This is a genomic window from Bacteroides sp. D20 (assembly GCF_003436255.1).
GTDB lineage: Bacteria > Bacteroidota > Bacteroidia > Bacteroidales > Bacteroidaceae > Bacteroides > Bacteroides uniformis.
In genome coordinates, this window is the sequence record NZ_QSOO01000003.1 from 23,636 (window position 1) to 43,667 (window position 20,032).

At 45.9% G+C, this 20,032-nt stretch carries 14 protein-coding genes; 12 read left to right on the forward strand and 2 right to left on the reverse strand.

The features are described from left to right. The first annotated feature begins 12 nt into the window (after positions 1-12). From DXD78_RS03730 to DXD78_RS03745, 4 genes are all read left to right on the forward strand, one after another. The gene (locus DXD78_RS03730; protein WP_005833955.1) at positions 13-1,158 is read left to right on the forward strand and encodes a DUF4185 domain-containing protein; all 1,146 of its coding nucleotides are present in this window, start codon (positions 13-15) and stop codon (positions 1,156-1,158) included. Positions 1,159-1,251: 93 nt separating this feature from the next. Beyond that, on the forward strand, positions 1,252-4,863 hold the full coding sequence (locus DXD78_RS03735; RefSeq protein ID WP_117652542.1) for a glycoside hydrolase family 38 C-terminal domain-containing protein: 3,612 nt from the start codon (positions 1,252-1,254) through the stop codon (positions 4,861-4,863). 11 nt (positions 4,864-4,874) lie between these two features. Next, entirely contained in the window at positions 4,875-6,959 is a 2,085-nt protein-coding gene (locus DXD78_RS03740) for a DUF2961 domain-containing protein (protein ID WP_117652543.1), read from the forward strand. A gap of 136 nt (positions 6,960-7,095) precedes the next feature. Continuing rightward, positions 7,096-9,321 carry a sensor histidine kinase KdpD gene (locus DXD78_RS03745; RefSeq protein WP_057259000.1) on the forward strand — a complete coding sequence of 742 codons (2,226 nt, stop codon included), beginning with the start codon at positions 7,096-7,098 and terminating at the stop codon, positions 9,319-9,321. A 2-nt stretch (positions 9,322-9,323) separates the two neighbouring features. On the opposite strand, the gene DXD78_RS03750 is transcribed toward DXD78_RS03745, so the two are convergent. Beyond that, the gene (locus DXD78_RS03750) at positions 9,324-9,797 is read right to left on the reverse strand and encodes a metalloprotease family protein (RefSeq protein WP_230373589.1); all 474 of its coding nucleotides are present in this window, start codon (positions 9,795-9,797) and stop codon (positions 9,324-9,326) included. Between the two features lie 171 nt (positions 9,798-9,968). Between DXD78_RS03750 and DXD78_RS03755 the strand changes: the two genes are divergently transcribed. The 3 genes from DXD78_RS03755 to DXD78_RS03765 all read left to right on the forward strand — a co-directional run bounded on the left by DXD78_RS03755 (position 9,969) and on the right by DXD78_RS03765 (position 12,360). Continuing rightward, positions 9,969-10,667, forward strand: a complete 699-nt coding sequence (locus DXD78_RS03755; protein ID WP_057087546.1) for a response regulator transcription factor — start codon at positions 9,969-9,971, stop codon at positions 10,665-10,667. A 110-nt stretch (positions 10,668-10,777) separates the two neighbouring features. Next, positions 10,778-11,644 carry a hypothetical protein gene (locus DXD78_RS03760; RefSeq protein WP_008662202.1) on the forward strand — a complete coding sequence of 289 codons (867 nt, stop codon included), beginning with the start codon at positions 10,778-10,780 and terminating at the stop codon, positions 11,642-11,644. 290 nt (positions 11,645-11,934) lie between these two features. Next, the gene (locus DXD78_RS03765; protein ID WP_117652545.1) at positions 11,935-12,360 is read left to right on the forward strand and encodes a DUF3836 domain-containing protein; all 426 of its coding nucleotides are present in this window, start codon (positions 11,935-11,937) and stop codon (positions 12,358-12,360) included. 85 nt (positions 12,361-12,445) lie between these two features. Here the strand turns inward: DXD78_RS03765 and DXD78_RS03770 are convergent, their stop codons facing one another. Beyond that, positions 12,446-13,711 (reverse strand): S41 family peptidase, encoded by a 1,266-nt coding sequence (locus DXD78_RS03770; RefSeq protein ID WP_005833947.1) that lies wholly within the window; start codon positions 13,709-13,711, stop codon positions 12,446-12,448. 199 nt (positions 13,712-13,910) lie between these two features. Between DXD78_RS03770 and DXD78_RS03775 the strand changes: the two genes are divergently transcribed. The 5 genes from DXD78_RS03775 to mutS all read left to right on the forward strand — a co-directional run bounded on the left by DXD78_RS03775 (position 13,911) and on the right by mutS (position 19,943). After that, positions 13,911-14,267 (forward strand): cupin domain-containing protein, encoded by a 357-nt coding sequence (locus tag DXD78_RS03775; protein WP_005824807.1) that lies wholly within the window; start codon positions 13,911-13,913, stop codon positions 14,265-14,267. Positions 14,268-14,538: 271 nt separating this feature from the next. Continuing rightward, entirely contained in the window at positions 14,539-14,679 is a 141-nt protein-coding gene (locus tag DXD78_RS21140) for a hypothetical protein (RefSeq protein WP_165852974.1), read from the forward strand. A 184-nt stretch (positions 14,680-14,863) separates the two neighbouring features. After that, a complete protein-coding gene (locus DXD78_RS03780; protein ID WP_057281842.1) occupies positions 14,864-15,385 on the forward strand; it encodes a DUF3836 domain-containing protein in 522 nt (173 codons plus the stop codon). A gap of 421 nt (positions 15,386-15,806) precedes the next feature. After that, positions 15,807-16,619: an SPFH domain-containing protein gene (locus tag DXD78_RS03785; protein ID WP_005824816.1), complete on the forward strand. Its 813-nt coding sequence runs from the start codon at positions 15,807-15,809 to the stop codon at positions 16,617-16,619. Positions 16,620-17,327: 708 nt separating this feature from the next. Continuing rightward, the gene (gene mutS, locus DXD78_RS03795) at positions 17,328-19,943 is read left to right on the forward strand and encodes a DNA mismatch repair protein MutS (protein ID WP_008662199.1); all 2,616 of its coding nucleotides are present in this window, start codon (positions 17,328-17,330) and stop codon (positions 19,941-19,943) included. Positions 19,944-20,032: the final 89 nt, after the last annotated feature.

Sequence of the window (20,032 nt, forward strand, 5' to 3'; positions counted from 1 at the left end):
GTGTACTTGTATATGGAATTGATAAGAATGAGAACTAAACAAATTTTACTGTTCGGGCTTGTTACCTGTAGTTTGACGGGCAATATGGCTTGTAAGGATGCTGATAGTGAAAAAACGCTGTGTATTGATAATGTACGCATGATATCCCGTGTCACGGGTGATCCTTTGCCGGGAGATACATTGCTGAATCCCAATAATACCGGACCTGACTTTGATGTATATGGAACGGATTTGGGGTTAATGTGGCATATGGATGGAAACCGTGTGGGCATGTTTTTCGGAGATACCAGTGGAGAAGGCTTTGTCGTGAATAAAAATGGTGGTAATGGTTCCAACTGGCGTTCCAACGTACTGGCTTTTTCATCGGATACAGAGCTTACAGACGGTCTTAAAATAGATTCAATGCTGCTTGATGCCGATGGTAAGGCGCTTGAGGTATGTGCAGGCGGTAAGACGAATCCGGAGGTATACCAGACTTCCATCCCCACGAGTGCCATTCGTGCCGGGAAAACGGATTGTGTCCATATCATGAACATTTATGATTGGGGAGCGCCTCATGGACGCTGGCTTACCAATTTTTCTTCTGTCTATACTTCCAATGATGACGGTCGGACATGGGAGCGACGTGAAGAGGTGACTTTTTCTCCCGACAGTCATTTTTCGCAAGTGGCTTATGCCAAACGTGACGGATGGATTTATATGCTTGGCACACAGGCCGGACGTGGTGATGCTGCGTATCTGGCGCGTTTCCTTGAGAAAGATCTTCTGGATATGAAGGCCTATGAATACTGGAACGGTGAAAGTAAAGAGTGGATACGTGGAAATGAGGCTGCCGCTACTCCGGTATTGAGAGGTCCCGTAGGAGAAGCGTCGCTGATATGGCACAAGAAGTTTGAGCGTTGGATTCTGACTTATAATTATGATCCGAATCATGACGAGACTCCTTTGACCAAAAGGCATGCCATTCTTTATTGTACATCGAAGGATCTCGTCCAGTGGAGCGAGCCGAAAGTATTGGCAGAAGCGGACAGATATCCAGCTTTGTATTGCGCTTACATACATCCGTTGAAAGACAATGATGACCAGCTTTGGTTCATCATGTCCATGTGGGGGCCATACAATGCTTTCCTGATGTGTGCCGATATGAAGTTGGAGTGAGTCCTTCCGGTCATTGTTAAGTATTAGTTATCCATCCTTTGTGAATGATGGAATATTGCTGTATGAAGTATAAATGTAATAAATAAACAGAAAATGAGAAAACAGATTGCAGTATTGGCTTCCGCCTTGCTGTTAGGGGGCGGAGTTTATGCTCAGAATGCGTTGCAGACACAAAAGCCGAAAGCCTACATGGTGTCTGATGCACATTTGGACACACAGTGGAACTGGGATATCCAGACCACAATCAAGGATTATGTGTGGAATACGATCAGCCAGAATCTGTTTCTGCTGAAGCAGTATCCGGAATATATTTTTAATTTTGAAGGAGGTGTGAAATATGCTTGGATGAAGGAATATTATCCGGCGCAATACGAAGAGATGAAGAAATTCATAGAGAGCGGCCGTTGGCATATCAGCGGAGCCAGCTGGGATGCCACTGATACGCTGGTTCCTTCCATAGAGTCTGCGATTCGTAACATCATGCTTGGTCAGAATTATTATCGGAAGGAATTTGGTGTGGAAAGCACTGACATCTTTTTGCCGGATTGTTTCGGTTTTGGCTGGACACTTCCTGCCATTACGTCCCATTGCGGACTGATTGGTTTCTCTTCTCAGAAGTTGCAGTGGCGCAACAAGCCGTTCTACGGCAACGACAAATATCCTTTCACTATCGGCCTATGGCAAGGTATAGACGGCTCTACCATCATGATGGCTCATGGATATGATTATAACCAGCGTTTTGAGGACGAAGACTTGTCGGAAAACAAGAATTTGTTGGAATTGACTACCCACTCTCCGCTTCACATGGTCTACCGCTATTACGGTACGGGAGACATAGGTGGTTCACCTACATTGGAGTCTGTACGTGCCATAGAGAAAGGCCTGCAAGGCAATGGTCCGTTGCAGATTGTCAGTGCCACGAGTGACCGGATATATAAAGACTTCCAGCCTTACGCAAGCCATCCGGAACTGCCCAAGTTCAACGGTGAACTGTTGATGGATGTTCACGGTACCGGATGTTATACTTCCCAGGCTGCCATGAAGCTGTACAACCGTCAGAATGATCTTTTGGGGGATGCAGCGGAACGCTCCTCCGTTGTAGCCGAATGGCTGAACCAAGCTTCCTATCCCGGAGCTGCATTGACTGAGAACTGGCAGCGTTTCATTTTCCATCAGTTCCATGATGACCTTACGGGAACAAGTATACCGCGGGCTTATGAATTCTCATGGAATGACGAGTTGATTTCCCTCAAGCAGTTCTCCGGTATTCTTACTTCCTCCATTGACGCTGTGGCAAGAAAGATGGATACCAGGGTGAAAGGGATACCGGTGGTGCTTTACAATGCGCTTGGATTCCAGGTTGCCGATATGGCAGAGGTGGAACTTGCCTTGCCAAAGAAACCGAAAGGGATTACCGTATATGATATGAATGGCCGGAAAGTGGCCGCCCAATTGCTGTCCTATGCCGATGGTAAAGCCAGACTATTGATAGAAGCCGTTGTGCCTGCTACCGGTTATGCGGTATATGATGTCCGCACATCCGGTCTGTCGGCTGACGCCCGGGTATCTGTGGATTCCAATGCATTGGAGAATTCCATTTATAAGATAACGCTGGATACGAAGGGTGATATCGTTTCGTTGTTTGACAAGAAGAACGGCAAGGAGCTGGTGAAACCCGGTAAATCCATTCGTCTGGCACTCTTCACGCAGAACAAGTCCTACATATGGCCTGCTTGGGAAATCTTGAAGGAGACCATAGACCGGGAACCGGTTTCCATCACAGAGGATGTGAAGATGACATTGGTGGAGGATGGTGAGCTGCGCAAGTCACTCTGCATCGAGAAACGTTATGGAGAGTCACTCTTCAAGCAATACATCCGCTTGTATGAAGGCAACCGTGCTGACCGCATAGACTTCTACAATGAGGTGGACTGGCAGTTGTCCAATGCCTTATTGAAGGCCGAATTCCCCTTGAACATAGCAAATACGGAAGCTACTTACGATTTGGGACTTGGAAGCGTGAAGCGGGGCAACAATACGGAGACTGCCTATGAAGTCTATGCACAGTATTGGGCCGATTTGACTGACCGTAGTGGAAACTATGGTGTGTCTGTCCTGAATGACAGCAAATACGGTTGGGACAAACCGGACGACAACACCCTCCGCCTGACTCTGCTGCATACCCCCGAAACAGACAAGGATTATGCTTACCAGAATCGCCAGGACTTCGGTCATCATTGCTTTACATACAGTCTGGTGGGTCATGCCGGCGGACTTGACAAGGCTGCCACCATAGAGAAAGCGGAGATGTTGAACCAGAGGTTGAAAGCTTTCCGTACCGACAAACACAAGGGTACGTTGGGTAAGGAGTTCTCTTTCGTCTCTTCCAATAACCGCAATGTCATTATCAAGGCATTGAAGAAAGCCGAGAACTCGGATGAGTATGTAGTGCGTGTCTATGAGATGGGCGGTGAGAAGGTGCAGGATGCGGTACTTTCTTTTGCAGGCGAAATTGCCAGTGCCTGCGAAGCGGATGGCACTGAAAAGAGTATCGGTTCGGCCGAATTCAGTGGAAACGGGCTGTCTGTAAGTATAAAGCCTTATTCTGTAAAGACATTCAAGGTACGTTTGAAGTCATCGGGTGAAGACGCCTATCAATTGCAGTATGCCTCTTTGTCGCTGTCCTATAACTATAAATGTTCATCATTCAACGAGTTTCGCGGTGAAGCTGATTTTGAGTCGGGCTATTCGTTTGCGGCAGAACTGTTGCCCAAATCCCTGGCTGTAAACGGGATTCCTTTCCAACTCGGCGAGAAAGATGCCGCCAACGGAATGACGTGCAATGGTGATACTATTGTTCTACCGGAAGGTAAAAAGTATAATAAACTGTATTTTCTGGCTGCCGCTACGGACGGGGACTATGCCGCCACTTTCCGGTGCGGAGGGAACAAGAGTGAGGTCATTGTACCTTCCTATACCGGATTTGTCGGACAGTGGGGACATTCGGGACATACCAAAGGTTATCTGAAGGATGCCGAAGTGGCTTATGTGGGGACTCACCGCCACTCTCCTACAGACGATGAGGCCTATGAGTTTACCTATATGTTCAAGTTCGGTATCGATATTCCGGAAGGTGCCGCCAGCCTTATACTTCCGAAGAATGAAAAGGTTGTTCTTTTTGCTGCCACATTGGTGGAGGAAACTCTGAAACCCGTCCAGGTTGCCACTACCTTGTTCCATACAGCCATCCGCAACAATGAGATGGAGTTGAACAATGTGGAGGCAGAAAAAGAGAATCTTTTGAAGGGTGCGAAGATTATCGCTTATTCCGGTTATTTCAATGATAATGAGAAACCTGAACGCATCGTTGACGGGGATGTCGATACCAAATGGTGCGAAGTGGGAAGTGCGTTGAACTATGTGGATTTTGATTTGGGTGAAGCGAAAACGGTGAGCGGTTGGAAACTGGTGAATGCAGGCCGTGAGGACAAAGGGTACATTACTTCCGCTTGCTTCCTGCAAGGCAGAAACAGCCAGACTGAAGAATGGAAGACACTTGACAATATAGATGGAAACCGGCAGAATGTCGTATCACGTATGATTGACACTCCGGCGCAGGTTCGCTATGTACGCTTGATGATAACCCGTCCTATGCAGCATGCAGGAGGAAAGGTGTTACGCATCAATGAGATGGAGATTTACTAAAATAATCGGTTATGATGAAAAAACTAGTTTTTGTAATTCAGTTGATATTTCTCTATAGCGGTTTGGCTATGGCCGACCCGGTTATCTCTCTTAAGACATTGTTGCATGAGATGACAGACCGTTCCGTGCTGGCGCGTTGGCCCGAAAATGCCTATACGTGTAAGCAGTTCAGCAGCTACGACCGTAGTTCGCATAACATGACGGATAAGCGTGCCTGGTTTGGTAATTTCGACCAAGGACAGTTTATCCGCCAGGAAGAGAACGGAGGGAGGACGGAATATGTGATGATGGATGCCGAAGGCCCCGGTGCCATGGTTCGTTTCTGGATGACTTTCTCCGGCATAAATCGGGGACAAGGGACTCTGCGTATCTACATAGACAATGAGGAAAAACCGGTAATTGAAGGCAATGTACGTGATATATTGAGCGGACAAGTCCTTTGTGGAGAACCTCTTTCAACTTCAGTACCCGATGAGGCTCCGATGGAAGAAAGAGGGCATAATTTATATTTGCCCATACCTTATGCCAAGCGGTGCAAGGTGACTATCGAATCGCCGGACTTGAAGATTACTCCGGAGGGGAAAATTGAGAGTAAGACCATTGTATACTATGCTATCAATTACCGCACTTATACTTCTCCGGTCAAGGTGATTTCTTTCTCGGCCAAAGAGTTGAAGAAGAATGCCCGGCTGATAGCTGCTGTCAATAAGAAGCTGTCGGAAGGAACACCTGGTATTGATACTCCGCTTGCGGGAAGAGAAAGTACGCTCAATCTGGCGGCTTCTCTGGCTCCGGGTGAAAGCCGTAGTTTTACGATTGACGGCTCTCGTGCCATTCGTCGTCTTTCGATGCGGATTGATGCCGATGACCGTCGCCAAGCACTTCGCTCTACGGTCTTGTCCATTGCCTTTGATGGGGAACTAACTGTCTGGGCTCCGGTCGGTGAGTTTTTTGGGGTAGGCTATTATCCCGTTGCAACTGGTACGTGGTATACGCGGGCCGTGCAGGATGATGTGATGAGTGCATGGTGGGTGATGCCTTTCGAGCGGAACTGTACGATTACCTTGACCAATTATGGGGAACAGCCGGTGGAGATATCCAAGGCTGCTGCAGTTAGTGGAAAGTGGCAGTGGGATGAGCGCTCCATGCACTTTGGTACCACATGGCAGCAGTTTACGCATATCCATGCCCGGGGCGATGAGTTTGCCCAGGACCTTACGTTTGCCGATCTTAAAGGTAGGGGCGTGTATGTGGGAGATGCGGTTACTGTCTATAACCCCAACTTGGGTTGGTGGGGAGAAGGAGATGAAAAGGTGTATGTGGACGGTGAAACCTTTCCGTCACACTTTGGAACGGGTACAGAAGATTATTATGGCTATGCCTGGGGGCGCTATGAACCGTGGATAAACCATCCTTTTGTTGCCCAACCCATAGGAGATGGTTGTTATGCTCACATAGGTCTGGCGCAGAATACCCGTGTTCGTAGTTTGGATGCGATTCCGTTTACCCGGAGCCTGCGCTTTGACATGGAGTTATTCGATTGGTCGAATATACACCTTAATTATGCTCCGATAACCTTCTGGTATATGCTTCCCGGAGGCGAAATACAGCCGAAACCCTTTGTGAGCGATGTACGCGAACGGGTTGCCAACCAACCGTCAGATATTTTCGGTTCAGGGATGAGTCTGGTTGTGGAGGGCGAAGTCATGCAGCCTCGTCCGGGGCATATGGGTTCCGTTGAATTGCAGACCAACTTCCACCCCTTGTGGAGTGAGGGTATGCAGCTCTACTGGAAAGAGTTTAAACCGGGAGATAAGCTGTCATTAGTTTTTGACAGTGAAGTGGAAGGAATTTATTATGCGAAAATACAGTTCACTGTGGCGCCTGATTATGGTACATTTGCCCTTCGTGTAAATGATAAGGTGATTACTCCGGAAGTCAGTCTGACCAATGGAGAAGTGTCTCTGCTTTTGGTGAATCTTGGGCGGGTCAATTTGAAAAAAGGAAAGAATGAGTTGCAGATTGAGTCGATTGCACTGGCTCCGGGACATGATACCGGTTTCTTTGGGATTGATAAGTTGACTCTTCGCAAATAATTCTGTAGACGTCTCTATCGCAGGGATTGTACTTGTATGGATAGCTTTGGATAAATAAAAGTCCAAGGCTATCTTTTTTGTATCAGTTCTTTTTCTATGATAAAATGCTATCTTTGTCCTCAAAATAATAGGTAAGATGAAACTTCGTTCACTCTATATCCTTTCTATTGTAGGGCTGCTACTGGTAATTGTGGTGCAGATTGGTGGTATGATGTATGCTTACGACAATACCAAGAAAGAGGCGGAACGCGCACTGAACGAATGTTTCCGTCTGGCTTTTATCGAAACGGTGGACAACGAGATTAATAATTTACCGTTTCCTGACATGACTATCCCTTTTTACTCGTATCTATCCAAAGACAGTATCAGGTCTTTCGAAGATGAGATGTTTTTAAACTATCAGCAGGCAGCTTCCTTTCTCGAAGATGTATATCATGTCGCCATTCCATTAGATGTGATGGCGAGGTTGGTAGAGAAGAAACTGAAATGGAAAAATATAGACCGGACTGTAAATATCCGTCCTGCGACGGACAGAAGCAAGCGTTCGGTATATGTACGGTTCAAGTCTGTTCTTTCGGAAAAAGCCTGGTTGAATGAGAAGAAAGGAGAGGCCATTGAAGCTGTCATGTTTTCTCCTTTTATACCGCTTGTCAAGGATATAGTCTTTTTGTTCCTTCCTACGCTTCTCTTGGTTGTTTTTCTGGTGTACAGTTGGGCCAGGCAAATGGATTCCATACTTAAACAAGGTAATGATATTGAGAAGCAGCGGTCTGCTTTTTATGTGCTGGCAGAGAAGATGAGGTTGCCGATAGGTGAGGTACGTAGTCAGATATCGGAGAGCCGGTGGGCAGATATAGAAGCCTCGGGGCAACATTTGCTGGACATGACAGAACATACGCTTACGGGAGCTAAGCAAAGCGAACGGCAGCGGCAGGTGCGCAAGCAATATTCTTTTAAAGTCTTTTCGATTGTCGGGTTGATTGCCGGCTGTCTGCTGATGGTAGTCTGGTTTGTCTATCTGTACCGTGCTTCTTTCAAAGAAACTGCCTATCAGGTAAATGATTGTTTTGAAGCGGCTTTTTATGACGAGGTCTTGAAACGCCGCCTTTCTTTGCTCTACGAACAGACTGATAGGGATGGAAAGGATGAATGGGAAGAGAGTGTTGAATCGCCTTTTGCAAAGGAGCAAAGGGAATTTCTGGAGAAAGAGCAGTCGAAGTATAAGGTGAACCGCTTTGGAGTGGTACATATGTACAATCCGGTCGATTTGAATTATCGACTACGCTCTGCTTTGATTATGCAGCGCAGCATCAATGAAAGCGGAATGGAATTTCCTCTCTCCGTGCAGTACCTCGATTCTGCTTTTGCTTCCAGGTTGGAAGCCTTGGGAATGACCTATAAGAGTGGTATCCGCCAGTACTACGCTCCCTCCGATAGTACAGTGGTGGAAGCAGGATATGCCTCGGCAAAATATCAGGATATTTCTTCCCGGTTTATACCGTTGAAGGAGGACAGCATCCTTTGTATACAAGGTGTGGTGAAGAATCCGTATCGCTACGTCATAAGTTCCGTATGGTATCTGTTTCTGCCTCTTTGGGTGATGTTTTTGGTGGTGTTGGACTGTATTCTCGGCCAGGTGAAAGTTTTGCGTACACAGCGGCATTTGGAGCAATTCCAGAAGGATTTTACTTATGCTATGATACACGACATGAAGTCTCCTCTGAGTTCCATCCTGATGGGAGCTCATATTCTGAATAGCGGCAAATTGTCCGGTAAGCCCGGAAAAGAAGAGAAATACCGGCAGGCGATGATGGAAGAGTGTGAGCATCTGCTTACCCTTTCCAATCGTGTACTGGTACTTACCAAGCTGGATGAGGGACATTTGGAACTCCATCAGGAAGAGGTGCCTTTGCGGCCTTTACTTGATGATATGATTGCCAAAATTTCTCTGAAAACCAGCAAAAGGGTAGAATTTACGACCGTTTATCATCGTTGTGAAATGGTGTATGCCGATGCCTTCTGTTTGCGTGAAGTGTTGGGCAATCTGCTGGACAATGCCATTAAATATTCCCATGAAGAGGTAAAGATAGATATTATTTGCGAATCGGAGAAAGGCTTCTGCAAGATAAAGGTGTGTGACAACGGATTGGGTATTCCCTTAAAAGACCAGTCTCTTATCTTCAACCGTTTTGAACGTTCTGCAGCAGTCGGGCGAAGTGGAAGGGGCGGTGCTGCAGGTTTTGGTCTGGGCCTGAATTATGTACAGCAGGTGATGCTGGCACATGGCGGCAGGGTAGAAGTGGAAAGTGAAGAGGGGTGCTTCAGTGAATTTACACTCTACTTTCCTATTGAGACTGTATAAATTTACCACACGTGGAAATTCAATCCTTCTGATTTGTCAGTAATATAGGAGTCTCCGCCGAATGAGCGTAATTGCCAGAGGATGTAAAGGTCGTCGAAACTCATGACAGCCAGTAATATTCCAAATCGTGTGACATCATAATTGCCACTTGTCATACCATATATAAGGGGCAATATACCCAGTAGCAGGAAGGGCAGCAGGCATGTGGTGCGATATTGCCACATGCGTATCGGCGAAAACAATCTGAACAACAGTTTATGTAGGAATAGATTTACCAGGACAGCTGCCAATATACACATGGAGAATCTGACCAGCGATAGATGGCTGGTTGTTTCTCCATGTATCGACTGAAACAGAATCAGCATTGGTACTGCAAATACTATGGCAGCTATGATGCCGTATTTATTAATCCTCTTGCCCGAAACTACTATCTCTGTTCCTTTTCGGCTTTTTGTTATTGAAATATCTGCTTTCATAGTGTGGATTTTTTGTATTGATGTTGCAAAGGTAGAGTGGGGCACATGCTTCATAAGTTATCGCTACGTTAATATTAGGTTAAGAGGCGTTGTTTTCCTCGTTTATTTTATAGCAATATGACTGTTGCATTCATTCTTTTCCTTATTTTTGCAATATATAATAAACGCATTATGATAAAGTTATTGTTGGTAGAAGACGATGCAAGCTTGAGATATATAGTTCAGGGCGGGTTGGAAGATATGATAGGCGGTTATGAAGTGATTGCTGCCGCCAATGGCGAGGAGGGCTTGAAACAGTGGAAAGAACAACATCCTGATGTGATAGTATCTGATATAGAAATGCCCGTTATGAACGGTTACGAGATGGTGAAGCGTATCCGCGAGACAGATGGGGAAACTCCGATTCTGTTCTCCTCTGCCCTGATATCTCCTAAAGATGTGGTAAAAGGTTATGAAATCGGTGCCAATAACTATATAAAGAAACCGTTCATTCCCGAAGAACTGGATGCACATGTCCACGCCTTATTGAAGCTTTCCAAAGGCGAAAAATCGAAAGACACGAGTCAATGCTACAAGATAGGCAAGGAATATGTGTTGGATGCCACACATGCCACTTTGAAACATGCTTCGGGTGTAAACAAGACTTTGACTGTGCGCGAGACAGGTTTGTTGCAGATGCTTTGTGAGAAGCGGGGAGACGTTATCCGCCGGGAAGCTATCTTGGATAAATTCTGGAATACGGAAGATGATTACTTTGCTTCCCGCAGCCTGGATGTATTTGTGACGAGACTTCGGAAATTTCTTTCGGAAGACGAGTCGGTAACCATTAAAACAGTGAAAGGAGTAGGATTGATACTGATAGAAAATTAATAATGTATCCTTCTATATTGCAATAATTTAGCAGTACATGTACTGTTCTTCTGGTTTATTTTCGTTATTTTTGTATAGCAGTATTATATGAATATAAAGAAGGAAGGTATATGCGTATAAAACGGAAAGTCAGTATCTCTTGTCTTGGTGGCCGTTTGGGAATCTGCCTGCTGTTGGCTTTTGTGCCGCAATTGCTTTTTGCGCAGGAAGACAGTGTACGTTTCATTCGTGACAGTATACAGATACAGCCGGAATTCAATGAATCTCTATTCTCTCCTTTTGAGCTTCCTTCTGAAAACTCTGCCCCTTCTTCCATGTTTCATCCGGAGCACTCCTATTCCCTGCCCGATTTTTCACTGAAAGAGTCTCTTCGTCTGCCTTATCAGACCAATCCTTCCCTGCTATTTCGGGGAGATTACAGTACAAGCGGTGTATTAAGACAGTTTCCTCACGGTATGTTATTCGGTTCCGGTGGGCAGACCAGCGTACCGGGTATCGGACGTTTCAACAATGCTTCCCTGGGATATCAGCATGCCTTTAACCAAAGGCTGACGCTCCAGCTTGGCGTAGATGCCATGAAGATAAATATGATTCATTCCACCGGGCAGGCTTTCAGTACTTCGGGAGCTTTGCGGTATCAGGCTTCGGACCGTGTAGCTTTTAAGGTTTTCGGTTCGTATGCCATAGGAAATACTTACGGGATGGATACCCACCGCTACGGTGCCACCATGTCTCTGGATATGTCCGAACGTTTTGGTATGGAAGTTGGAGTACAACGTTATTACGATGCTTATCGTGGTCGTTGGGAGACGGTTCCCGTTGTGATTCCCTATTATAATTTCGACAAGTTTAAATTAAGTCTGGATGTAGGTGGAATCTTGTATGAGATTCTGCGTAACACCGTCTTTGATAATAGAGGGGGCAGTGGCGGAGCGACTATTGCCCCACCACGTTTTCAGATGCCGCCATTGAGATAAGATAAGTATAAATCAGCTTTTTGTAGGGACAATCATCAAACAGTTTACTACTGTTACATAATATTATTGCTAATGTAGAAATACTTTCATGATATTTCGTTTATTTTTTGTTTTGCTGTTCGTTTTTGTGCGGACAGTTGTCCGAAAATGGACATTACTATAAAATAGTTATTCTTTGATAATCAGTGATTTAATTCTTTGGCACGCAGATTGACTATATATAGGCGAAGGCGGTTATGAAACAACAACCTCCTCAGAGAAAGAAGTAATAACAATAAAAAATAACGATTATGAAAGCAACAGTATTTTCAAAAGCAGTGGTAATGATGGCAGTGGTAATGGCAAGTGTAATGAACTTTTCTGCAAGTGCGGCAACTCCTGCCGATTATGTGAAAAACGAGGAGATGACCGGCGAACTGATGACCGCCAAGACTATCTTCCGCAATGAGGACGGACACCTTTTCCGTCACCTCCGCTACACTTACACTTATGACAGTGAGAACCGTGTGACGAGCAAGGAAGCTTTCAAGTGGGATAGCGTAAAGGAAGCCTGGGTGCCTTATTTCAAGTTGGATGTTGAATACACTGACAGTGAAGTTGAGTTGAACTATGTCCGTTGGAACAGTAGAACTAATGGTTACGACAGCTATACGCAAACTACCGTTTACGAACTGAATGACAGCAATGCGGCTTTGATGTTGGCAAGTACCAAATAAAGGATAATATATCAAATACAAAAGAGCCAAGTATCGTGAGGTGACACACCTTTGATACTTGGCTCTTTTTCGTTGAGGAAATGTATTATTGTTTCTCTGTTATCAGTCCGACAGCATAATTCAGCACTGTATCTTCATCCTTCATGAAATCTGCTACGGTTTGGGATACTTGATGATGGGGCGGTATGCCTATACCTTCCATGGGGAAACCTTTAGAAGAGACGTCCGGCTGGCGGGTAGGGATACGGAAATAGGTCCGCTGTTTGGTACAGAAAGGACGGGGGCCATTGCCGGTATCCCCTCCGGTAGCTTCGCCGATGAGGGTGACATTTCCGCTTTCCTTCATGTCGAGTGTGAAGCTCTCGGCAGCAGAGAGCGTATATGTGTCGGTCAGCAGATAGATTTTACCTTTATAGGCGTCGGCTTCGGGCTGCATGATGTAGCTCTTGCTGACGCAGTGTGGTTGTGCTTCGCGGATGAAGTACTTGCAGATGTTTACTCCATTCATGCTGTTTCCTCCGCCGTTTCTACGTACGTCTATAATGAGGTATGGTAAATCCTTGACTTTGGGATAGACCGCCTTGAAATCTTCCATGACGGGGTTCATCATGGTTTTGATGGTAAGGTAACCAATGCTGTCTTGTAATATCCTGCTCTCCACAGTTTGTTCTTCGTTATCCGGAAAATAGTCCCTTTGTTTCAAGGGAAGGGTGACGGTCAGAGTATCGCCCCCTCTCAGCAGTGTATAGTTTCTTAGGGTGTCTGCATAACTACGGAACGCATCATAGGCTGTACGGAGCCGTCTGTGGGGGACGGTAGATGCTTCGGTATATTTTTCGTTCTGTTCAATCCATTGTTTATAGGGGAGTCCGTTGATAGCTATAATCCGGTCTTTGTCCTGGAAGCCGTATTCTGTCAGATAGTCACTGGGTTTGTCAACGAACAAGGAATCCTCTATAAAGGCTACGCGCTGATTGGCTGTGTACCTCTTGTAGCAGGTAATGGCGTGGGCGCATTGTAAGGCAGAGATGTATTCCTGCACTATCAGTCCGTAGTCTGTGGTGGTCTGCGCCTGGCGAACGCGGGCGTCACAAGCTTGATACAATGAATCCATATTCAGATGCTTGGCTTGGTATAATGAATAATTCTCCATGACAATCTGGTGTATTTCTTTGAAATCTTCTTCAAACTGCGAGGGGGGTAACGGTAGTTCCGCGATGTAGAAGTTTTCTACATCAATCTGCTTGTCATTATAGAAATAGTTGGCATAAACATACAAACCACACCAAATGGTTGCCAGTACAGCCATCACGATGACTATTACTTTTGAAATTTTTTTCAGAATCTTCATTTTTTATAGAGTTTAGTCGATATTTGCTTTTTCGGCAAAAATAGTAATAATTTTTGTTAATCTTATTTTTCTAACTCCTTATTTGCCAATAATGGTAACATGGAGGTAACTAACTGAGCTTCAAGTGCCTTCTTGTACGATGTCTGGTAGTTGGCTAACTTTGCAGCCGTAAATCAAAACATACTAAGGAGAAGTGATTATGAAGAACTATCAGAAAGTAAATGTGCCCGCAGGCGAGGCACGTGTCGAGTTGCACGATTCATTGAATCTGACTGGTGCAGAAGTATCTATCAGCAATTTGCCGGCTGGTGCAGGAGTACCTTTTGTGCATTCGCACAAGCAAAATGAAGAAATTTATGCCGTCCTCTCCGGACGCGGCACCATGGTGGTTGACGGAGAAACCGTAGAACTGCAGGCGGGTGACTGGCTTCGCGTGGCTCCGGCAGGAGAACGCCAATTGTCGGCTGCGGCAGACAGCGCCATCAGTGTGATTTGTATTCAGGTGAAAGCCGGCTCTCTGGAAGGCTTTACGATGACGGACGGTGTGGTGAAGTAAGAGGAAGTCACACAAGTAGAATTAAGGTGATAGGGGATGGTCTGTGATGCAGGCTATTCCCTATTGTCATATGATGTGCAGTGATTTATTGACTGCGATTTGTTTTAAGTCAAAATAATCATATATTTTGTACTATACCTAAGAAAACAGACTATGTCAACTGATGCAATAAAACAGAAATTATGATTAAATTGAAGAAAGAGCATTGTTTCTGTCACATAACGAGGACCCAATCAAAGAGCTTAAAACTAAGAATTGAAAACATAATATCATGCCCCAGCATAATGCCATCAAGCTTTTCGAAGCGAAGAAAGTCCGAACCGTTTGGGACGACATAGAAGAAAGATGGTACTTCTCAATAGTAGATGTGGTGACAGTCTGCTGTATGCCTATCCAGTTACGTCTCCGATAGATTGGAAAAGGAAAGATATAAGAGGAAACGTGTTTTCATTTTGTTCTTGTTTTGGGCGCAAAAGTAATAAATATCTCCGTTAACCTAACATTAACGTAACGATAACCTAAAAGCTTTTTACCACCTCCTATCTTTGCAATGTCGAAAGGGAACAACTCCCCCAAAGACAAGAACTTGAAACAAAATGTATAACTTAAAAAATAGAACCATTATGAAGACTTTAGTAATTTCAGCAATCATCGCAATGACCTCTTTAGTAAACGTAGTAAGCGCAGCAGCCGTTAACCGTACAGACAACTTTGCCTATAATACCGAAACCAACGACGGCCGTGTGGAAACACAAACCGTATTCAAAGTGGAGAATCAGAAATTCCTGCACCGCCACCTGAAGTACAATTACATTTACGACAACTCCGGTCGCATCTCCCAAAAAGAAGTGCTGAAATGGAACGAATCCACGCAAAGCTTTGAGAAGCACCACAGTCTTAACTTCTTCTATACGGACGACGTCACTGTGGAATACGCCCTCTGGAACGAGCAAAGCAATGCCTACACCGACATCAAGCAGAAAGCCGTCTATCGGCAGACCAACAGCAGTGTCTTGCGCTACCTCAGCTACGAATGGGACGAAAAGAACAATGACTGGAGCTTGACAGCAGACCATCACATGACGGATGAATCTGTGCAGCTATTGGCAGAGAAATAAGAAAACACGATTTCTATTCTATTTATTTTAAAAACCAAGACATTATGGCAATATTATTTCGCAAACACGAACGTTTAAGTAATTTGGCACAGAATTCTGTAAAAAGGTATATCCTACAATTATATATAAATACAGCAATCCGGAAGACTGAAAGAAGTGGCAAAGGAAATCAGCACCATGTCCAGTGGGAGTGAGGGTAATTCCTATAGTGTGCTGAAAGTTATCTGAAGAAATCACTGTTGGCAGGTCGTATCGTGACTGAGTAAATTCTGAAAATATAGAGACTATGGGCCTCCTTTCTACACTGTGTGCGGGAGGGAGGCCTTCTTCTCTTCCAAAAATAACCGGATTGCCTTTCTTGAACAAACAATTATAAATATCTTTGGAGCATTATTCACTCATTAAACTAACAGAAAACACCATGAAAGTCACAAACAAATCAACAGTGAGAGTAGGCGCGGCAGGAGTCGCAGTCATTGGAATTATAGTATTGTTCTTGGTCATGTTTGCCGTGGAGCGTATTGATTCGGGACAGACGGGCATCATCGTCAATCTGGCCGGTAGTGAGCGTGGAGTAGATGATGCCAAGGTGGAGACCGGATGGGTAGTTTACAACCGTTTTGCCAAGCAGCTATTCGAATATCCTGCATTTGCGCAGATTGTAGACTACGAACCTTTCGACATTCAGGACAAGAAGGGAACCATCTTCAAGACAGACCCTACTATAGAATACTTCATTGAGCGGGAGGATGCCAAAGTAGTTTTTCTACGCTATCGCAAGACTACCGAAGAATTGGAACAGAGTGTTATCCTGACGGAAGTGAAGAACGCTTATAAGGACGTGGCAGGACTCTATGAGACGGATTCGCTCATCAACAACCGTCCGGCTTTCGAGAAGGAGGTGGAGGCATTACTGAAGGAGCGTCTCAGTACCCGTGGCTTTACGTTTACCAACATACAGTCGTCCGTGAAACCCAACGATGTGCTGCAAGCTGCCATTGACGAAAAGAATACTGCTGTGCAGAATGCCTTGAAGGTGGAGAATGAAAAGAAAGCCGCTATAGCCGAGGCGGAAAAGGTAGTAGCTGCCGCCAAGGGTAAGGCAGATGCCAACCGTATCCTTCAACAAAGCATCACGCCGGAATTGATTCAACTAAAGGCTGTGGAGAAATGGGACGGGAAATTGCCGTTGTCTACCGGTGGAAATACGTTGCCATTCCTGAAGTTGCAATGACAATCTCTATGAGACCCCATTGGCAACTTGATTCTTTTGGGGAGGTACTGATTGTGTGCGCGGATAATCACAAATAAATCAAGCGGTAAGCCATCTATCTCTCTATTTGCTAAGATTTATTCGTCCGATACTTGTTGAATTATCGTCCGACAGCCGTTGAATTATCGTCCGACAATTGTCGGACGATAATTCAACGGCTGTCGGACGAATAAGTTTTAGTAAGCAAGAATTTAAAATGCAGTATTGCAGGAATTGTTGCTTAAATAGGGAATGTAGTAAATGGGAGACAACTGTTGCTCATCCTTGTTGGGATCGCATGAACAAGGTTTTCAAGAAGATAAAGGGCGTTTCGCCGAGTGAATATGTACTTTTGTAAGGGAAAAGGGGAAAGATACGAAAGGTATGGGCATAAAAAAAGGAGTACCGCTGTACTCCAACCTTTGTTAACCTTAAATCTAATACTATGAAAAACACATTGCAAAGGTACGAACTTTTTGCTTATCTCCAAATAAAGCAAATAAAAAAGACTGTTTTATAACATGTTTTAGGAAAATGCGTCTCTTTGTTAAGGCTTGCTAAGGTTTTGAAGCCTCTACGCAGCTGTTTTCTAAAAAAGAATTATCTTTGTCACATTAAGTTTTGGGTCTTACTTGACGATTTCCTGCTCTCTTGGCTCAAAGCTTTGGAAATTAAAAATTAAAGACTTGTATGCACGAAGATATTGTCCTTACCCCGATGATGAAGCAGTTCCTCGACTTGAAGGCAAAGCATCCCGATGCTGTCATGCTGTTTCGTTGTGGTGACTTCTATGAAACCTATTCCACCGATGCCGTCGTCGCGTCCGAAATCCTCGGTATTACCTTGACCAAACGTGCCAATGGCAAGGGGAAAACCATCGAAATGGCGGGTTTCCCGCATCATGCGCTCGACACCTATCTGCCCAAGCTGATACGTGCCGGCAAGCGTGTGGCCATCTGCGACCAGTTGGAGGACCCGAAGCTGACGAAGAAACTGGTGAAGCGCGGCATCACGGAGTTGGTGACGCCGGGAGTTTCCATCAACGACAATGTGCTGAACTACCGGGAGAACAACTTCCTGGCTGCCGTGCATTTCGGTAAGGGTGCCTGCGGTGTGGCTTTCCTGGACATATCTACGGGCGAATTTCTGACGGCGGAAGGACCTTTCGACTATGTGGACAAGCTGCTGAACAACTTTGCCCCCAAAGAGGTGCTTTTCGAGCGTGGCAAGCGGCTGATGTTCGAAGGAAACTTCGGCAGCAAGTTCTTCACCTTCGAGTTGGACGACTGGGTGTTTACCGAGACATCTGCCCGCGAAAAGCTGCTGAAGCATTTCGAGGTGAAGAACTTGAAAGGCTTCGGTGTGGAGCATCTCAAGAACGGTATCATCGCTTCGGGAGCCATCCTGCAATACCTCATCATGACGCAGCATACGCAGATAGGGCATGTCACTTCGCTGGCACGCATCGAGGAGGATAAGTATGTCCGCCTGGATAAGTTCACGGTGCGCAGCCTGGAGTTGATGGGGTCGATGAACGACGGTGGCAGCAGTCTGCTGAATGTGATAGACAAGACCATCAGCCCGATGGGTGCCCGCCTGCTGAAACGCTGGCTGGTATTCCCGTTGAAGGACGTGCAGCCGATTAACGAGCGGCTGAATGTGGTGGAATACTTTTTCCGCCAGCCTGATTTCAAAGAGTTGATAGAAGAGCAGTTGCATTTGATTGGCGACTTGGAACGCATCATCTCCAAAGTGGCGGTAGGGCGTGTCTCTCCGCGTGAGGTGGTGGCGCTGAAGGTGGCTTTGCAGGCGATAGAACCCATCAAAGCGGCTTGCATGGATGCCGATAATGCCAGCTTGAATCATATAGGCGAGCAGTTGAACATCTGCCAGTCCATCCGCGACCGCATAGACCGGGAGATAGACAATGACCCGCCGTTGCTGATTAATAAGGGCGGTGTCATCAAGTCCGGTGTTAGTGCCGAGTTGGACGAGTTGCGCCAGATAGCCTACTCCGGTAAGGATTATCTGTTGCAGATACAGCAGCGCGAGAGTGAGCTGACGGAGATTCCCAGCTTGAAGATAGGCTACAACAATGTCTTCGGTTATTACATCGAAGTGCGCAACACGCATAAGGACAAAGTGCCGGCAGAGTGGATACGCAAGCAGACCCTTGCCAATGCCGAACGCTACATTACCCAGGAATTGAAGGAGTACGAGGAGAAGATTCTCGGTGCGGAGGACAAGATACTGGTACTGGAAACACAACTCTATGCAGAATTGGTGCAATCATTGAGCGAGTTCATCCCCGCCATTCAAATCAATGCGAACCAGATAGCGCGTCTGGACTGCCTACTCTCCTTTGCCACGGCAGCGCGCGAGAACAACTATATACGCCCCGTCATTGCCGACGACGATGTGCTGGAAATCTGCCAGGGGCGCCACCCGGTGATTGAGAAGCAGCTCCCCATCGGCGAGAAGTATATTGCCAATGATGTGATGCTGGATAGCCAGACGCAGCAGATTATCATCATTACGGGTCCCAACATGGCGGGTAAGTCTGCTTTGCTGAGGCAGACGGCGCTGATTACGCTGCTGGCTCAAATCGGCAGTTTTGTGCCTGCGGAGAGTGCCCATATCGGGTTGGTGGATAAGATATTCACCCGTGTGGGTGCCAGCGATAATATTTCCGTGGGCGAGTCTACCTTTATGGTGGAGATGAACGAGGCGGCGGATATCCTGAACAACCTTTCTCCCCGCAGCCTGGTGCTGTTCGACGAGCTGGGGCGCGGTACTTCTACATATGATGGTATTTCCATCGCCTGGGCGATTGTGGAGCATATCCATGAGCATCCAAAGGCGAAGGCACGCACCTTGTTTGCCACGCACTACCATGAGTTGAACGAGATGGAGAAAAGCTTCAAGCGTATTAAGAACTACAACGTTTCGGTGAAGGAGATAGATAACAAAGTCATCTTCCTGCGCAAATTGGAGCGCGGTGGCAGCGAACACTCCTTCGGTATTCATGTAGCCAAAATGGCGGGTATGCCCAAAAGCATCGTGAAACGTGCCAATGACATTCTGAAACAACTGGAAACAGACAACCGCCAGCAGGGGATTTCCAGCAAACCGATGGTGGAAGTGGGAGAGACACGCGGTGGTATGCAGCTCAGCTTCTTTCAGCTCGACGACCCGGTGCTGTGCCAGATACGCGATGAGATACTGAATCTGGATGTGAATAACTTGACGCCGCTGGAGGCGCTGAACAAGCTGAATGATATTAAGCGGATAGTGAAGGGAAAGTGATTTTTACTTATAGGAGAAAACGTGGAATTTCAGGACTTGTACAAGTTTTTGCACAAGCCCTGAAACTCCATGGTTAATAGTTTTTCCTC

Coding starts and splice junctions, on each gene's coding strand:
- DXD78_RS03730 (WP_005833955.1), top strand. CDS start 13: ATGGAATTGATAAGAATGAGAACTAAACAAATTTTACTGTTCGGGCTT.
- DXD78_RS03735 (WP_117652542.1), top strand. CDS start 1,252: ATGAGAAAACAGATTGCAGTATTGGCTTCCGCCTTGCTGTTAGGGGGC.
- DXD78_RS03740 (WP_117652543.1), top strand. CDS start 4,875: ATGATGAAAAAACTAGTTTTTGTAATTCAGTTGATATTTCTCTATAGC.
- DXD78_RS03745 (WP_057259000.1), top strand. CDS start 7,096: ATGAAACTTCGTTCACTCTATATCCTTTCTATTGTAGGGCTGCTACTG.
- DXD78_RS03750 (WP_230373589.1), bottom strand. CDS start 9,797: ATGAAAGCAGATATTTCAATAACAAAAAGCCGAAAAGGAACAGAGATA.
- DXD78_RS03755 (WP_057087546.1), top strand. CDS start 9,969: ATGATAAAGTTATTGTTGGTAGAAGACGATGCAAGCTTGAGATATATA.
- DXD78_RS03760 (WP_008662202.1), top strand. CDS start 10,778: ATGCGTATAAAACGGAAAGTCAGTATCTCTTGTCTTGGTGGCCGTTTG.
- DXD78_RS03765 (WP_117652545.1), top strand. CDS start 11,935: ATGAAAGCAACAGTATTTTCAAAAGCAGTGGTAATGATGGCAGTGGTA.
- DXD78_RS03770 (WP_005833947.1), bottom strand. CDS start 13,711: ATGAAGATTCTGAAAAAAATTTCAAAAGTAATAGTCATCGTGATGGCT.
- DXD78_RS03775 (WP_005824807.1), top strand. CDS start 13,911: ATGAAGAACTATCAGAAAGTAAATGTGCCCGCAGGCGAGGCACGTGTC.
- DXD78_RS21140 (WP_165852974.1), top strand. CDS start 14,539: ATGCCCCAGCATAATGCCATCAAGCTTTTCGAAGCGAAGAAAGTCCGA.
- DXD78_RS03780 (WP_057281842.1), top strand. CDS start 14,864: ATGTATAACTTAAAAAATAGAACCATTATGAAGACTTTAGTAATTTCA.
- DXD78_RS03785 (WP_005824816.1), top strand. CDS start 15,807: ATGAAAGTCACAAACAAATCAACAGTGAGAGTAGGCGCGGCAGGAGTC.
- mutS (WP_008662199.1), top strand. CDS start 17,328: ATGCACGAAGATATTGTCCTTACCCCGATGATGAAGCAGTTCCTCGAC.